This is a genomic window from Pseudomonas sp. GW821-FHT02C04 (genome assembly GCF_059421845.1).
Window position 1 is genome coordinate 246,730 of sequence record NZ_JBWKVT010000002.1, and the last position, 13,742, is coordinate 260,471.

Here is a 13,742-nt window from a genome sequence, read left to right on the forward strand (position 1 = left end):
GGAGCCTTACATGATTGGATTGAACACTGCAGCGGTCTACGTGCTGCAAACCCTCGGCAGCCTGTACCTGCTGATCGTGCTGCTGCGCTTCGTCCTGCAACTGGTGCGGGCGAACTTCTACAACCCGCTGTGCCAGTTCGTGGTCAAGGCCACCCAGCCGCTGCTCAAGCCGCTGCGCCGGATCATCCCGAGCGTCTTCGGCCTCGACATGTCGTCGCTGGTGCTGGCAATTCTCGTGCAACTGGCACTGATGGCGCTGACCCTGCTGCTGACCTACGGCACCACCGGCAATCCGCTGCAACTGTTCATCTGGTCGATCATCGGCGTGACCGCGCTGTTCCTGAAGATTTTCTTCTTCGCCCTGATCATCAGCGTGATCCTGTCGTGGGTCGCTCCGGGCAGCCATAACCCGGGCGCCGAACTGGTGAACCAGATCTGCGAACCGGCCCTGGCGCCGTTCCGCCGCTTCCTGCCGAGCATGGGCGGTCTGGACCTGTCGCCGATCTTCGCCTTCCTCGCGCTGAAGCTGATCGACATGCTGGTGATCAACAACCTCGCGGCGATGACGATGATGCCGGAAATCCTGCGCCTGTTGATGTGAGCTGGTTCCGTTGGGACGGTGACGACTTGATCCTCGAGTGTCACCTGCAACCGGCAGCCCGCAGCGATGACTTCGCCGGGTTGCACGGCGACCGCCTGAAGATCCGCCTGACCGCCCCGCCGGTCGAGGGCAAGGCCAATGCGTACCTGATGGGGTTTCTGGCCAAGGCTTTTGGGGTTTCCAAGAGCCAGGTCAGCCTGATCAGCGGTGAGTTGAACCGGCAGAAACGTGTGCGCATCCACGCCCCCAAAAAACTGCCGGATTTGCCGGGTTTGGTTTTACCTTGATCGTTCCCACGTCGAGGCGTCGAACCGTCTGCGTGGGAATGCATCCCGGGACGCTCCGCGTCCCCGCCGAAGCGGACGCGGAGCGTCCAATGAGGCGTTCCCACGCAGAGCGTGGGAACGAGCGCAGGTAGTTGCTTGCCGCTAACCCCACCGGTCTTTAGACTTACGCCTCATTTCAACGAGAGCAGGGTCGATGCCAGCTGCCTTTCCCCCCGATTCTGTTGGTCTGGTGACGCCGCAAACGGCGCACTTCAGCGAACCGCTGGCCCTGGCCTGCGGCCGGTCGCTGGCCGCTTATGACCTGATCTACGAAACCTACGGCACGCTGAACGCGCAAGCGAGCAACGCCGTGTTGATCTGCCACGCCTTGTCCGGCCACCACCATGCCGCTGGTTATCACAGCGTCGACGACCGCAAGCCCGGTTGGTGGGACAGCTGCATCGGCCCCGGCAAACCGATCGACACCAACAAGTTCTTCGTGGTCAGCCTGAACAACCTCGGCGGCTGCAACGGTTCCACCGGTCCGAGCAGCCTCAACCCGGAAACCGGCAAGCCGTTCGGTGCCGACTTCCCGGTGCTGACCGTGGAAGACTGGGTGCACAGCCAGGCACGCCTCGCCGACCTGCTCGGCATCGGCCAGTGGGCCGCGGTGATCGGCGGCAGCCTCGGCGGCATGCAGGCGCTGCAATGGACCATCACGTATCCGGATCGCGTGCGCCACTGCCTGGCCATCGCCTCGGCCCCCAAGCTGTCGGCGCAGAACATCGCCTTCAACGAAGTGGCGCGCCAGGCGATTCTCACCGACCCGGAATTCCACGGCGGCTCGTTCCAGGAACAGGGCGTGATTCCCAAGCGCGGCCTGATGCTGGCCCGGATGGTCGGGCACATCACCTACCTGTCCGACGACTCCATGGGCGAGAAATTCGGCCGTGGCCTGAAGAGCGAAAAACTCAACTACGACTTCCACAGCGTCGAGTTCCAGGTCGAAAGCTACCTGCGCTATCAGGGCGAAGAGTTCTCCGGGCGCTTCGATGCCAACACCTATCTGTTGATGACCAAGGCGCTCGATTACTTCGATCCGGCGGCCAACTTCGACGATAACCTGGCAAAAACCTTCGAAGGTGCCAAAGCCAAATTCTGCGTGATGTCGTTCACCACCGACTGGCGCTTCTCCCCGGCCCGCTCGCGGGAGCTGGTGGACGCGCTGATGGCCGCGCGCAAGGACGTCAGCTACCTGGAAATCGACGCGCCGCAGGGCCACGACGCCTTCCTGATTCCGATCCCTCGCTACTTGCAGGCGTTCGGCAATTACATGAACCGCATTTCGTTGTGAGAAAGCCATGAGAGCTGATCTGGAAATCATCCAGGAATGGATCCCCGCCGGCAGCCGCGTGCTCGACCTCGGTTGCGGTGACGGCGAGTTGCTGACCTGGCTGCGTGACCACAAGCAGGTCACCGGCTATGGCCTGGAAAACGACCCGGACAACATCGCCGAGTGCGTGGCCAAGGGCATCAACGTCATCGAGCAGGACCTGGACAAGGGCCTGGGCAACTTCGCCAGCAACAGCTTCGACGTGGTCGTGATGACCCAGGCCCTGCAAGCCGTGCACTACCCGGACAAGATCCTCGACGAAATGCTGCGGGTCGGTCGCCAGTGCATCATCACCTTCCCCAACTTCGGCCACTGGCGCTGCCGCTGGTACTTGGCGAGCAAGGGCCGGATGCCGGTGTCCGAGTTCCTGCCGTACACCTGGTACAACACGCCGAACATTCACTTCTGCACCTTCGAAGACTTTGAAGAACTTTGCCGCGAACGTGAGGCGAAGGTCATTGATCGGCTTGCCGTGGATCAACAGCACCGCCACGGGTGGGCCAGTAAGCTATGGCCTAATCTGTTAGGTGAGATCGGTATCTACCGCGTCAGCAGCCCAGGGCTGCAGGATCACAGAATCGCGGTCTGAACCACGACATTGCGAGGAGAACGAACATGGGACGCTTGATTACCGCGCTATTGGCCGCCTGCCTGAGCCTCTCGGCCATGGCTGCCGACGTCATCAAGGGCGAGCGCCAGGAAACCTTCGGCGACGTGACGGTGCACTACAACACCTTTAACTCGACCTACCTGCAACCGGACATCGCCAAGGCTGCCGAGCTGATCCGCAGCAAGAATCAGGGCGTGATCAATGTCTCGGTGATCAAGGACGGCAAGCCGTTGATCGCCAATGTCACCGGCACGGTCAAAGACCTGACCAGCCAGAGCGTGACGCTCAACTTCCGCCAGGTCACCGAACAGGGCGCGATCTATTACATCGCCCAGTACCCGGTGGAACAGCAGGAAACCCGCACCTTTGAAATCAAGGTGCAGAACGGTGACAAGATCAACACCATCAATTTCAACCAAGAGCTTTTCCCCGGCGAATGATGAACCTCAAGCAACTCGTACTGGCCAGCCATAACGCCGGCAAACTCAAGGAACTCCAGGCCATGCTCGGCGAATCGGTGCAACTGCGCTCGATCGGCGAATTCAGCAGCGTGGAGCCGGAAGAGACCGGCCTGTCGTTCGTCGAGAACGCGATCCTCAAGGCCCGAAATGCCGCGCGCATTTCCGGGCTACCGGCACTGGCCGACGATTCGGGTCTGGCGGTGGATTTCCTCGGCGGTGCGCCGGGTATCTACTCGGCCCGCTATGCCGACGGCAAGGGCGACGCAGCGAACAACGCCAAACTGCTCGACGCCTTGAAAGATGTGCCTGAAGCCGAGCGCGGGGCGCAGTTCGTCTGCGTACTGGCTTTGGTGCGTCACGCTGACGATCCGCTGCCGATCCTGTGCGAAGGCCTGTGGCACGGGCGCATCCTGACCGCCGCCAGCGGTGAACACGGTTTCGGCTATGACCCGCTGTTCTGGGTGCCCGAACGTAACGTGTCCAGCGCCGAGCTGAGCCCGATCGACAAGAACCAGATCAGCCACCGCGCCCGTGCAATGGATCTGCTGCGCCTGCGTCTGGGCTTGAAATGACCGATAGCTCCTCCGCGTCGTCGCTGATCATCGGCGGCGCCGCCTCCTCGCCTCGGGCGCCGTTGCCGACGCTGCCGCCCCTGGCGCTGTACATCCACATCCCGTGGTGTGTGCGCAAATGTCCGTATTGCGACTTCAACTCCCACACCGCCAGCCCGGTGCTGCCGGAGCAGGAATACGTCGACGCGATGCTCGCCGACCTCGATCAGGATCTGCACGCGGTGTACGGCCGTGAGTTGAGTTCGATCTTCTTTGGCGGCGGCACGCCGAGCCTGTTCAGTGCCGAAGCACTGGGCCGCTTGCTCGAAGGTGTGAAACAACGCATTCCGTTTGCCGATGACATCGAAATCACCCTGGAAGCCAACCCCGGGACCTTCGAACAAGAGAAGTTCGTCGCCTACCGCAAACTGGGGATCAATCGTCTGTCGATCGGTATCCAGAGCTTCCAGCAGGAAAAGCTCAAGGCCCTCGGCCGCATCCACAACGGCGACGAAGCCATCCGCGCCGCCGGTATGGCGCGCCAGGCCGGGTTCGATAACTTCAACCTCGACTTGATGCACGGCTTGCCGGATCAGTCGCTGGACGATGCCCTGAGCGATCTGCGCCAGGCGATCGAGCTGAAGCCGACGCACATTTCCTGGTATCAACTGACACTGGAGCCGAACACCGTGTTCTGGAACCAGCCGCCAGTGCTGCCGGAAGACGACACGCTGTGGGACATTCAGGAGGCCGGACAGGCGCTCCTGGCCGAACACGGTTACGCGCAGTACGAAGTCTCCGCTTACGCCCAACCGGGTCGCCCGGCGCGGCATAACCTCAATTACTGGAGCTTCGGCGACTTCATCGGCATCGGCGCCGGCGCCCACGGCAAGCTCAGCCATCCGGACGGGCGCATCGTGCGCACCTGGAAGACGCGCTTGCCGAAGGATTACCTCAACCCGGCCAAAAGCTTCCAGGCCGGCGAGAAAACCCTGACCAACGACGAGATGCCGTTCGAGTTCCTGATGAACGCCCTGCGTCTGACCGCCGGCGTCGAATCGCGCCTGTATCCCGAGCGCACCGGCCTGCCGCTGGAAAGCCTCGACGAACACCGGCGCGAGGCCGAACAAAGCGGTCTGTTGCAGGTCGAACCGTCACGTCTGGCGGCCACCGAGCGCGGACAACTGTTCCTCAATGACTTGCTGCAGAAATTTCTGAGCTGACCCGCTCTTAAGGAAACCGCATGGATTTGATACTCGACCTGCTCGCCACCGTGTCCCGCTGGAGCCGCAGCAACCTCTCGGAAATCGCGCTGGCCCTGGTGGGCTGCCTGCTGGTGCTGTTCGGCGCTGACTTCAAGGCCTGGGTCGACCAACGCCTGGGCAGCATCGCCGGCGCCCTGCGCGTCCCACTGATGGCCCTGCTCTGCCTGATCGGCAGCGGCGCGGCACTGATCTACGCCACGCCGTGGGTAGTGAAAGGTCTGAGCCAGTTCAACAACTACAGCCTGGCGCCGGTTTTGTTGGTGGTGCTCGTTTTGATCGGCGTGGTCGCCGACCGACGCTGAATACAGACAGGGAAGTTCATGAGCAAGAAACTGCTGGACGAAACAAGCAAATTTCTCAGCTTCGTGCTGCGTCATGAGCCACAGGCGATCGGCCTGACGCTGGACTCTGAAGGCTGGGCGAACATCGACGCCTTGATCGGTGGCGCGACGCGGGACGGTAGAACGCTGGATCGCGCGCTAATCGAAAACGTCGTGGCGAGCAGCGACAAGAAGCGCTTTTCGATCTCCGCCGACGGTCAGTCGATTCGTGCGGTTCAGGGACACTCGACGAAAAGCGTGGAGCTGCAGTTCGAAGAAAAGCAGCCTCCAGAAACGCTGTATCACGGCACCGCGACGCGCTTCATGGACTCGATCAACGAGCAGGGATTGATCCCGGGATCACGCCATCACGTGCACCTTTCTCAGGAAACCGCTACCGCCTCGGCGGTTGGGCAACGTTACGGAACGGTCGTGATTCTGAAGGTGGCAGCGCGGCAGATGCAGGAACAGGGTTTCAAGTTCTATCAGGCCGAGAATGGTGTCTGGCTGACTGAGCGGGTTCCGGCAGAGTTTCTTTCTACGGTGTAATTTCCAAGTACTGCTAAAACAACTGTGGGAGCCAATGGCTCCCACAGTTTTATTGCGTGATGCTTAAGCGAGCTTTTCGAACTTCAGATCCCACACGCCATGCCCAAGACGTTCGCCGCGGCGTTCGAACTTGGTGATCGGGCGTTCGGCCGGGCGTGGCACGCACTTGCCGTCTTCGGCGAGGTTGCGATAGCCCGGGGCGACGTTCATCACTTCCAGCATGTATTCGGCGTACGGTTCCCAGTCGGTGGCCATGTGCAGAATGCCGCCAACCTTCAGCTTGCTGCGCACCAGCTCAGCGAAGGACGCCTGAACGATGCGGCGCTTGTGGTGACGGCTCTTGTGCCACGGATCCGGAAAGAACAGCATCAGGCGATCGAGGCTGTTGTCGGCGATGCAGCGATTGAGCACTTCGATCGCGTCGCAATCGTAGACCCGCAGGTTGGTCAAACCCTGAGTCAGCACGCCATTGAGCAGCGCGCCAACACCCGGACGGTGAACTTCGACACCGATGAAATCCTGTTCCGGCGCAGCGGCTGCCATTTCCAGCAGCGAGTGGCCCATGCCGAAACCGATCTCCAGCGAACGCGGCGCGGAACGGCCGAACACCTGGTCGTAATCCACCGGCGCATCGGCCAGCGGCAGGACGAACTTCGGCGCGCCCTGATCCAGGCCGCGTTGCTGGCCTTCGGTCATGCGCCCGGCGCGCATCACAAAACTCTTGATGCGGCGGTGTTGGCGCTCGTCGCCTTCTTCCGTCTGGATTGGCGTGTCGTTCGATTCAGTCATCAATAGCTCTTACTTGATCAGACCATCCAGCGGCGAAGAGGCGCTGGCATAGAGTTTTTTCGGCATGCGGCCGGCGAGGTAGGCCAGGCGGCCCGCGACGATCGCGTGTTTCATGGCTTCAGCCATCATGATCGGCTGCTGGGCGTGGGCGATGGCCGAGTTCATCAGCACCGCATCACAGCCCAGCTCCATGGAGATGGTGGCGTCGGAAGCGGTGCCGACACCGGCATCCACCAGCACCGGGATCTTGGCCTCTTCCAGAATGATCTGCAGGTTGTACGGGTTGCAGATCCCCAGGCCCGAACCGATCAGACCGGCCAGCGGCATCACTGCGATGCAGCCGATTTCAGCCAGTTGACGGGCGATGATCGGGTCATCACTGGTGTAAACCATCACGTCGAAACCTTCCTTGACCAGCACTTCGGCGGCTTTGAGGGTTTCGATCACGTTGGGGAACAGGGTTTTCTGGTCGGCCAGCACTTCCAGCTTCACCAGATTGTGGCCATCGAGCAGCTCACGGGCCAGGCGGCAGGTGCGCACAGCCTCGACAGCGTCGTAGCAGCCAGCGGTGTTCGGCAGGAAGGTGTAGCGATCCGGCGACAGCACGTCGAGCAGGTTCGGCTCGCCTTCGATCTGGCCCAGGTTGGTGCGGCGCACGGCGAAGGTGACGATCTCGGCACCCGAGGCTTCGATGGCCAGACGGGTTTCTTCCATGTCACGGTACTTGCCGGTACCGACCAGCAAACGCGACTGGTAAGTACGACCGGCCAGAACGAAAGGCTTGTCGCTACGAACGATGCTCATGGGAAATCCTCTGTTGGGGTGAGGGTCTTGCAGAATTCTCGGCCCATACAGGCCTGGCGACTAGCCGCCGCCGATGGCGTGCACCACTTCGACGTTGTCGCCGTCGTTCAAAGTCGTGTCGGCATGCTGGCTGCGCGGGACGATATCCAGATTGAGTTCGACCGCCACCCGGCGTCCGGTCAGGTCCAGACGGGTCAGCAGGGCCGCAACGGTTTCACCGTCGGGCAGTTCAAGGGATTCGCCGTTCAACTGAATGCGCATGCCGGATGCCGCCATCATTTTTAGGGGGTGGCATTCTAGCCCGATCATGACCTAAAGGTCAGCACCAAGCGTCAAGCGGTTGGCTGCAGGCGCCAGGCGGCGAGTCCGAGGCACAACCAGCCGATCAGGAACGCCAGGCCACCGAACGGGGTGATGATACCGAGCTTACCGATGCCGATAGTGGTCAGCAGGTACAGGCTGCCGGAAAACAGCAGGATGCCGACGCTGAACGAGATGCCGGCCCAGGCGATCAGTCGCCCCTGAAGCTGCGTGGCCAGCAGCGCCACGCCGAACAGCGCCAGCGCATGCACCAGTTGATAGGTGACGCCGGTGTGGAAGATCGCGAGGTACTCGGGGGTCAGGCGGTTTTTCAGGCCATGGGCGGCGAATGCGCCGAGGCCGACACCGGTAAAACCAAAGAAGGCAGCCAGCATCAGAAAGCTACGCAGCATGTAGAACTCCAGTCAGACTCGATCGGCAGGGTCTGTATAATGGCCCGCTCAACCGGTTCGGCCAAGCCATCTCTATGCTGCGTTTATTTCTCCGTCGTTTCACGAAGGCTCTGCTCTGGTTCGCGGGCGGCAGCGTATTGCTGGTGTTGTTGTTTCGCTTCGTGCCACCACCGGGCACGGCGCTGATGGTCGAGCGCAAGATCGAATCCTGGGTCGACGGCGAGCCGATCGATCTGCAGCGCACCTGGAAGCCGTGGGACGAGATCTCCGATGACCTGAAGGTCGCGGTGATTGCCGGCGAAGACCAGAAATTCCCCGAGCACTGGGGTTTTGACCTGAGTGCAATCAAGGCCGCACTGGCCCACAACGAACTCGGCGGTTCGATTCGCGGCGCCAGCACCTTGAGCCAGCAAGTGTCGAAGAACCTGTTCTTGTGGTCGGGCCGCAGCTATCTGCGCAAAGGCCTGGAAGCGTGGTTTACCGCGCTGATCGAAGTGTTCTGGCCCAAGCAGCGGATTCTCGAGGTGTACCTGAACAGTGTCGAGTGGGATGACGGCGTGTTTGGTGCCGAAGCGGCAGCAAGGCATCACTTTGGCGTTAGCGCCAAGTCTTTGTCCCGGCAGCAGGCGAGTTATCTGGCGGCCGTATTGCCCAATCCCCGGGTCTGGAGCGCCAGCCACCCGACATCCTATGTTTCACGCAGGGCCGGATGGATTCGCCAACAGATGAGCCAGTTGGGTGGCGACAGCTATCTGCTGACACTCAATGATTCACGCCGCGCGCCCTGGGCCCAATGAGTTTCTGACACGCAAACACAAACGCCCCGATCATCACTGATCGGGGCGTTTTTTGTTTCTGATAGACCGCTTACGCGGCAATCGACAACTTGAGCTTGTTCATCGCGCTCTTCTCGAGCTGACGGATCCGCTCGGCCGATACGTTGTACTTCTGCGCCAGGTCGTGCAACGTGGCTTTCTCTTCTGCCAGCCAGCGCTGGTAGAGGATGTCGCGGCTGCGTTCGTCCAGCACTTCCAGCGCTTCGTGCAGGTTGTGATTGGAGTTGTCGCTCCAGTCGGCATCTTCCAGCTGACGCGCCGGGTCATACCGGTGGTCTTCCAGGTAGTTGGCCGGCGACTGGAAAGCACTGTCGTCGTCGGCTTCGGCAGCCGGGTCGAAGGCCATGTCATGGCCGGTCAGGCGACTTTCCATCTCACGCACTTCACGCGGCTCGACGCCGAGGCTTTCCGCCACACGGTGGACTTCCTCGTTGTTCAGCCAGGCCAGACGTTTCTTCTGACTGCGCAGGTTGAAGAACAGCTTGCGCTGGGCCTTGGTGGTCGCGACTTTCACGATCCGCCAGTTGCGCAGGATGAACTCGTGAATCTCGGCCTTGATCCAGTGCACCGCGAAGGACACCAGACGCACGCCCATTTCCGGGTTGAAACGCTTCACGGCCTTCATCAGGCCGACGTTGCCTTCCTGGATCAGGTCAGCCTGAGCCAGACCGTAGCCGGAATAGCTACGGGCAATGTGTACAACAAAACGCAGGTGGGCGAGCACCATCTGCCGAGCCGCCCCCAAATCCTGCTCATAGTAGAGACTCTCGGCCAGTTCACGCTCCTGCTCCGGCGTCAGCAATGGAATGCTGTTGACGGTGTGTACATAGGCTTCCAGGTTTGCGCCCGGAACCAATGCATACGCAGGTTGCAAAGAATTGGTCATACGAAAAAACCTCCGACTTACATACTCGCGCCTTTCGGCACTGCGAAAAATTGACCGGGAACTCAGGTACAAGTTCCCTAAAAACCGTAAGGTCAATCACGCGCAAAAAAAGATTCTACTTCGGCGCCAGCTCCCTGAGATGACGTGCGACTGCAATCCATGCACCGATATAACCCAACAGCACCGCGCCAAGCAAGAGCGACAGACCGTCGGCAACTGGCACTCCGGCCAGCGCAAAATCACTGCCGTACAAGCCGGCCAGCCCAACCACCGCGTCGTTCAGCCAGTTCAGGCCGAACGCCAGCACACCCCAGGACAGCAGCCCCGCACCGAAGCCATACAACGCGCCCATATAAAGGAAGGGACGACGCACATAGCTGTCGGTGCCGCCGACGAGTTTAATCACTTCTATCTCGGTGCGGCGGTTTTCAATATGAAGACGAATGGTATTGCCTATCACCAAAAGTAATGCGGAAACCAGCAACACCGTCAGACCGAAGACAAAGCGGTCGCCGAGCTTGAGGATGGCAGCCAGACGCTCGACCCAGACTAGATCAAGTTGCGCCTGTTGTACCTTGGGCAGCTCGGAAAGTTTTTGTCTTAATGCTTCCAGCGTCGACTTGTCGACCTCGTTCGGCGTGACCAGCACCACACCCGGCAGCGGGTTTTCCGGCAGCTCGCGCAGGGCTTCGCCCAGTCCCGACTGCTGCTGGAACTCTTCCAGTGCCTGATCGCGGCCGACATATTCAGCATCAGCTACACCGGGCATGCCCTTGATCTGATCCCGCAGCTTCTCGCCCTGAGCCGGACTGGCTTCGAGCTCCAGGTACAGCGAGATCTGCGCCGCACGCTGCCAGGAACCACCCAGGCGTTCGACGTTGTTCAGCAACAACGAAAGCCCCATCGGCAGGCTCAGTGCAACCGCCATCACCATACAGGTAAAGAAACTGCCGATCGGCTGCTTGCCGAGGCGGCGCAGGCTGTCGAGCAGGCTGGCACGGTGGTTTTCTACCCAGGCACGGAACAGCGTGGCGAAATCCGGACCATCGTCATCGTCGTGCTTTTTCTTCTTTGGCGGCTGCGGATCGGCGGCTTTCGGGGCCACACGCTCGGAAACCTTCGGACTACGTGTTGCACTCATTCGCCAGCCTCCCCGTCACCGATCAATCGGCCGCGTTGCAGGGTCAGCATGCGATGGCGCATGCGCGCAATCAGGGCCAGGTCGTGACTGGCGATCAACACGCTGGTGCCCAGACGGTTGATGTCTTCGAACACCCCCATGATCTCGGCCGCCAGACGCGGGTCGAGGTTACCGGTCGGTTCGTCCGCCAGCAGCAGGGCCGGACGGTGAACGATGGCGCGGGCAATGCCGACGCGCTGCTGCTGACCGGTGGACAGGTCGCCGGGGTACAGATCGGTCTTGTCCGACAGCGCCACGCGCTCCAGCGCCGAATCGACGCGCTTGGCGATTTCCGCCTTGGACAGCCCGAGGATCTGCAACGGCAGCGCGACGTTGTTGAACACCGTGCGATCGAACAACAGCTGATGATTCTGGAACACCACGCCGATCTGCCGGCGCAGAAACGGAATCTGCGCATTGCTGATGGTGCTCAGGTCTTGCCCGGCCAACAGCAGTTTGCCGCTGGTCGGACGCTCCATCGCCAGCAGCAGGCGCAACAACGTGGATTTACCGGCACCGGAATGGCCGGTGACAAACAGGAACTCACCGCGACGGACTCGAAAGCTCAGCTCATGCAAGCCGACGTGACCGTTCGGGTAGCGTTTACCGACCTGTTCGAAACGAATCATGAACGCTCCCGCTCGGCAAAGAGTGCCTGGACAAAGGGTTCGGCTTCAAAGGTACGCAGATCGTCGATGCCTTCACCGACGCCGATGTAGCGGATCGGCAGGCCGAATTGCTTGGCCAGGGCGAAAATCACCCCGCCCTTGGCGGTGCCGTCGAGCTTGGTCAGCGCCAGGCCGGTCAGTTCGACGGTCTGGTTGAATTGCTTGGCCTGGTTGATGGCGTTCTGACCGGTGCCGGCGTCGAGCACCAGCAGCACTTCGTGCGGCGCATCGGCGTCGAGCTTGCCGATCACCCGGCGAACCTTTTTCAGCTCTTCCATCAGGTTGTCTTTGGTGTGCAGGCGACCGGCGGTGTCGGCGATCAGCACGTCAACGCCACGGGCCTTGGCGGCCTGCACGGCGTCGAAGATCACCGAGGCCGAGTCCGCGCCAGTGTGCTGGGCGATCACCGGAATCTTGTTGCGCTCACCCCAGACCTGCAACTGCTCGACCGCCGCGGCACGGAAGGTGTCACCGGCAGCGAGCATGACTTTCTTGCCTTCCAGTTGCAGCTTCTTCGCCAGTTTGCCGATGGTGGTGGTCTTGCCGGCACCGTTGACGCCGACCACGAGGATCACGAACGGCTTGTTCTGCGAAACGATCTTCAGCGGCTGCTCGACCGGCTTGAGCATCGCAGACAGCTCGGCTTGCAGGGATTTGTACAGTGCGTCGGAATCGGCCAGCTCTTTACGTGCGACCTTCTGAGTCAGGCGCTGGATGATCACCGACGTCGCTTCGACGCCGACGTCAGCGGTCAGCAGACGGGTTTCAAGGTCGTCGAGCAACTCGTCATCGATGGCTTTCTTGCCGAGGAACAGGCTGGCCATGCCCTCGCCGATGCTGGCGCTGGTCTTCGACAGGCCTTGCTTGAGACGGGCGAAGAAGCCGGCCTTGGTTTCTTCGGTGCGCGGCGCCTCGACCGGAGTTTCGACGACCGCGACAGGCGCAGCGACGACCGGTGCAGGTGCAGGTGCAGGTGCAGGTGCAGGTGCAGGTGCAGGTGCAGGTGCAGGCTCGGGGATTTCGATAACCGGAGCAACCGGAGCAACCGGAGCAACCGGAGCAACCGGAGCAACCGGAGCAACCGGAGCAACCGGAGCAACTGCGACAGGCTCGGCGGGAACTGGCGCGGCTTCAATCGCAGGCTCAGGTTCAGTCACAGAAACTGGAACCGGCTCAGGCACCCAAGCAACCGGCGCAGGAATCACCGGGGTCACATGCGGCACAGCCTCTTCAACCAGTGCCACCGGTTCCTCGGCCACCGGCAAGGTCAGCCATGGCTGGGCTACCGGAGTCAGCGGCAGCTCGGTGGCCGTCGGCGCTTCTGGCTCGGCTTCGGCCACCGGTTGCAACACCGGCTCGGCGATCGGCAGTACAACCGGTGCCGGCGCTTCCTCTATTACAGGCGCTGGAGCCGGCGCCGGCTCAGGAATGGCAGTCGGCTGTTCGACGACGGGTTCCTGCGGTTTCTTGCGCAGCCATCCGAACAGGCTTTTCTTCTCGCCAGCCGCAGCTGGGGTCTTCTTGTCGTCGTTGGAACCAAACATGGAGGACGGCTATCTCACGGTAGCGACGCGCCACAGGGGCGCCCCGGCAAATAAATATTCGATGCAGAACAGACTGCGTTTCACCCAGCTTGTTCACGCGCAACATTTTGTCGAAGCGCCAACGGCACCTCAAAGGAATCGTTTTAATGAAGGACTAGCCGGCAAAATCGGCGAAAAAGCGAAGTTTAGCTGATAAACCAAGGCCTTCTGCCGCAAACCCATACAACCTGATCAAGTTTCAAAACCGGATAGGCGTGGTCGCCGGTAAAACGGATCAGTATCCTAGCACCTCCTCGCCCGCCTAGG

The 13,742-nt window shown here is 61.2% G+C and carries 19 protein-coding genes; 11 read left to right on the plus strand and 8 right to left on the minus strand.

What is annotated here, in order from left to right:
• Nucleotides 1–10 precede the first annotated feature (10 nt).
• The 9 genes from AC07VV_RS09190 to AC07VV_RS09230 all read left to right on the plus strand — a co-directional run bounded on the left by AC07VV_RS09190 (nucleotide 11) and on the right by AC07VV_RS09230 (nucleotide 6,016).
• The gene (locus tag AC07VV_RS09190; protein WP_096817605.1) at nucleotides 11–601 is read left to right on the plus strand and encodes a YggT family protein; all 591 of its coding nucleotides are present in this window, start codon (nucleotides 11–13) and stop codon (nucleotides 599–601) included.
• The gene (locus AC07VV_RS09195) at nucleotides 598–888 is read left to right on the plus strand and encodes a DUF167 domain-containing protein (protein ID WP_495036054.1); all 291 of its coding nucleotides are present in this window, start codon (nucleotides 598–600) and stop codon (nucleotides 886–888) included. The genes AC07VV_RS09190 and AC07VV_RS09195 overlap by 4 nt, the downstream gene beginning before the upstream one ends.
• A 193-nt stretch (nucleotides 889–1,081) precedes the next feature.
• Nucleotides 1,082–2,221 carry a homoserine O-succinyltransferase MetX gene (metX, locus tag AC07VV_RS09200; protein WP_249483537.1) on the plus strand — a complete coding sequence of 380 codons (1,140 nt, stop codon included), beginning with the start codon at nucleotides 1,082–1,084 and terminating at the stop codon, nucleotides 2,219–2,221.
• A 7-nt stretch (nucleotides 2,222–2,228) separates the two neighbouring features.
• Complete coding sequence (gene metW, locus AC07VV_RS09205; protein WP_096817600.1) at nucleotides 2,229–2,849, plus strand: methionine biosynthesis protein MetW; 621 nt, start codon at nucleotides 2,229–2,231, stop codon at nucleotides 2,847–2,849.
• Nucleotides 2,850–2,875: 26 nt separating this feature from the next.
• Entirely contained in the window at nucleotides 2,876–3,310 is a 435-nt protein-coding gene (locus tag AC07VV_RS09210) for a DUF4426 domain-containing protein (protein WP_249483539.1), read from the plus strand.
• The gene (gene rdgB, locus AC07VV_RS09215) at nucleotides 3,307–3,903 is read left to right on the plus strand and encodes an RdgB/HAM1 family non-canonical purine NTP pyrophosphatase (RefSeq protein ID WP_495036055.1); all 597 of its coding nucleotides are present in this window, start codon (nucleotides 3,307–3,309) and stop codon (nucleotides 3,901–3,903) included. The genes AC07VV_RS09210 and rdgB overlap by 4 nt, the downstream gene beginning before the upstream one ends.
• Nucleotides 3,900–5,105 (plus strand): radical SAM family heme chaperone HemW, encoded by a 1,206-nt coding sequence (gene hemW, locus AC07VV_RS09220; protein ID WP_495036056.1) that lies wholly within the window; start codon nucleotides 3,900–3,902, stop codon nucleotides 5,103–5,105. Before rdgB ends, hemW begins: the two co-directional genes overlap by 4 nt.
• A 20-nt stretch (nucleotides 5,106–5,125) precedes the next feature.
• On the plus strand, nucleotides 5,126–5,449 hold the full coding sequence (locus AC07VV_RS09225) for a DUF3392 domain-containing protein (RefSeq protein WP_102619691.1): 324 nt from the start codon (nucleotides 5,126–5,128) through the stop codon (nucleotides 5,447–5,449).
• 18 nt (nucleotides 5,450–5,467) lie between these two features.
• Nucleotides 5,468–6,016 (plus strand): RNA 2'-phosphotransferase, encoded by a 549-nt coding sequence (locus AC07VV_RS09230; protein ID WP_495036057.1) that lies wholly within the window; start codon nucleotides 5,468–5,470, stop codon nucleotides 6,014–6,016.
• Nucleotides 6,017–6,079: 63 nt separating this feature from the next.
• Here the strand turns inward: AC07VV_RS09230 and trmB are convergent, their stop codons facing one another.
• From trmB to AC07VV_RS09250, 4 genes are all read right to left on the minus strand, one after another.
• Entirely contained in the window at nucleotides 6,080–6,805 is a 726-nt protein-coding gene (trmB, locus tag AC07VV_RS09235; protein ID WP_085646976.1) for a tRNA (guanosine(46)-N7)-methyltransferase TrmB, read from the minus strand.
• Between the two features lie 9 nt (nucleotides 6,806–6,814).
• A complete protein-coding gene (locus AC07VV_RS09240; protein ID WP_085731561.1) occupies nucleotides 6,815–7,609 on the minus strand; it encodes a thiazole synthase in 795 nt (264 codons plus the stop codon).
• Between the two features lie 60 nt (nucleotides 7,610–7,669).
• Nucleotides 7,670–7,870 (minus strand): sulfur carrier protein ThiS, encoded by a 201-nt coding sequence (gene thiS, locus AC07VV_RS09245; protein WP_167394879.1) that lies wholly within the window; start codon nucleotides 7,868–7,870, stop codon nucleotides 7,670–7,672.
• A gap of 71 nt (nucleotides 7,871–7,941) precedes the next feature.
• The gene (locus AC07VV_RS09250; protein WP_495036058.1) at nucleotides 7,942–8,322 is read right to left on the minus strand and encodes a DUF423 domain-containing protein; all 381 of its coding nucleotides are present in this window, start codon (nucleotides 8,320–8,322) and stop codon (nucleotides 7,942–7,944) included.
• Between the two features lie 74 nt (nucleotides 8,323–8,396).
• Here AC07VV_RS09250 and mtgA point away from each other — a divergent pair, with 74 nt between their 5' ends.
• The gene (gene mtgA / locus AC07VV_RS09255) at nucleotides 8,397–9,119 is read left to right on the plus strand and encodes a monofunctional biosynthetic peptidoglycan transglycosylase (RefSeq protein WP_495036059.1); all 723 of its coding nucleotides are present in this window, start codon (nucleotides 8,397–8,399) and stop codon (nucleotides 9,117–9,119) included.
• Between the two features lie 70 nt (nucleotides 9,120–9,189).
• Here mtgA and rpoH read toward each other — a convergent pair whose 3' ends face one another.
• From rpoH to ftsY, 4 genes are all read right to left on the minus strand, one after another.
• Nucleotides 9,190–10,044 (minus strand): RNA polymerase sigma factor RpoH, encoded by an 855-nt coding sequence (gene rpoH, locus AC07VV_RS09260; RefSeq protein ID WP_003229146.1) that lies wholly within the window; start codon nucleotides 10,042–10,044, stop codon nucleotides 9,190–9,192.
• Nucleotides 10,045–10,159: 115 nt separating this feature from the next.
• Nucleotides 10,160–11,185 carry a permease-like cell division protein FtsX gene (ftsX, locus tag AC07VV_RS09265; protein ID WP_096817585.1) on the minus strand — a complete coding sequence of 342 codons (1,026 nt, stop codon included), beginning with the start codon at nucleotides 11,183–11,185 and terminating at the stop codon, nucleotides 10,160–10,162.
• A complete protein-coding gene (ftsE, locus tag AC07VV_RS09270) occupies nucleotides 11,182–11,853 on the minus strand; it encodes a cell division ATP-binding protein FtsE (protein ID WP_008065082.1) in 672 nt (223 codons plus the stop codon). The genes ftsX and ftsE overlap by 4 nt, the downstream gene beginning before the upstream one ends.
• On the minus strand, nucleotides 11,850–13,436 hold the full coding sequence (gene ftsY / locus AC07VV_RS09275) for a signal recognition particle-docking protein FtsY (RefSeq protein ID WP_495036060.1): 1,587 nt from the start codon (nucleotides 13,434–13,436) through the stop codon (nucleotides 11,850–11,852). Before ftsY ends, ftsE begins: the two co-directional genes overlap by 4 nt.
• Here ftsY and AC07VV_RS09280 point away from each other — a divergent pair.
• The gene (locus AC07VV_RS09280; RefSeq protein ID WP_096817581.1) at nucleotides 13,435–13,629 is read left to right on the plus strand and encodes a hypothetical protein; all 195 of its coding nucleotides are present in this window, start codon (nucleotides 13,435–13,437) and stop codon (nucleotides 13,627–13,629) included. The two genes, ftsY and AC07VV_RS09280, sit on opposite strands and share 2 nt — an antisense overlap.
• The last annotated feature ends 113 nt before the right edge of the window (nucleotides 13,630–13,742 follow it).

Excerpts from the sequence above, each read along its gene's own strand:
- AC07VV_RS09240 (WP_085731561.1), bottom strand. The coding sequence starts at position 7,609 with ATGAGCATCGTTCGTAGCGACAAGCCTTTCGTTCTGGCCGGTCGTACT.
- ftsY (WP_495036060.1), bottom strand. The coding sequence starts at position 13,436 with ATGTTTGGTTCCAACGACGACAAGAAGACCCCAGCTGCGGCTGGCGAG.
- AC07VV_RS09250 (WP_495036058.1), bottom strand. The coding sequence starts at position 8,322 with ATGCTGCGTAGCTTTCTGATGCTGGCTGCCTTCTTTGGTTTTACCGGT.
- thiS (WP_167394879.1), bottom strand. The coding sequence starts at position 7,870 with ATGCGCATTCAGTTGAACGGCGAATCCCTTGAACTGCCCGACGGTGAA.
- ftsE (WP_008065082.1), bottom strand. The coding sequence starts at position 11,853 with ATGATTCGTTTCGAACAGGTCGGTAAACGCTACCCGAACGGTCACGTC.
- hemW (WP_495036056.1), top strand. The coding sequence starts at position 3,900 with ATGACCGATAGCTCCTCCGCGTCGTCGCTGATCATCGGCGGCGCCGCC.
- AC07VV_RS09210 (WP_249483539.1), top strand. The coding sequence starts at position 2,876 with ATGGGACGCTTGATTACCGCGCTATTGGCCGCCTGCCTGAGCCTCTCG.
- rpoH (WP_003229146.1), bottom strand. The coding sequence starts at position 10,044 with ATGACCAATTCTTTGCAACCTGCGTATGCATTGGTTCCGGGCGCAAAC.
- metW (WP_096817600.1), top strand. The coding sequence starts at position 2,229 with ATGAGAGCTGATCTGGAAATCATCCAGGAATGGATCCCCGCCGGCAGC.
- rdgB (WP_495036055.1), top strand. The coding sequence starts at position 3,307 with ATGATGAACCTCAAGCAACTCGTACTGGCCAGCCATAACGCCGGCAAA.
- AC07VV_RS09225 (WP_102619691.1), top strand. The coding sequence starts at position 5,126 with ATGGATTTGATACTCGACCTGCTCGCCACCGTGTCCCGCTGGAGCCGC.
- AC07VV_RS09280 (WP_096817581.1), top strand. The coding sequence starts at position 13,435 with ATGGAGGACGGCTATCTCACGGTAGCGACGCGCCACAGGGGCGCCCCG.
- trmB (WP_085646976.1), bottom strand. The coding sequence starts at position 6,805 with ATGACTGAATCGAACGACACGCCAATCCAGACGGAAGAAGGCGACGAG.
- metX (WP_249483537.1), top strand. The coding sequence starts at position 1,082 with ATGCCAGCTGCCTTTCCCCCCGATTCTGTTGGTCTGGTGACGCCGCAA.
- ftsX (WP_096817585.1), bottom strand. The coding sequence starts at position 11,185 with ATGAGTGCAACACGTAGTCCGAAGGTTTCCGAGCGTGTGGCCCCGAAA.
- mtgA (WP_495036059.1), top strand. The coding sequence starts at position 8,397 with ATGCTGCGTTTATTTCTCCGTCGTTTCACGAAGGCTCTGCTCTGGTTC.
- AC07VV_RS09190 (WP_096817605.1), top strand. The coding sequence starts at position 11 with ATGATTGGATTGAACACTGCAGCGGTCTACGTGCTGCAAACCCTCGGC.
- AC07VV_RS09230 (WP_495036057.1), top strand. The coding sequence starts at position 5,468 with ATGAGCAAGAAACTGCTGGACGAAACAAGCAAATTTCTCAGCTTCGTG.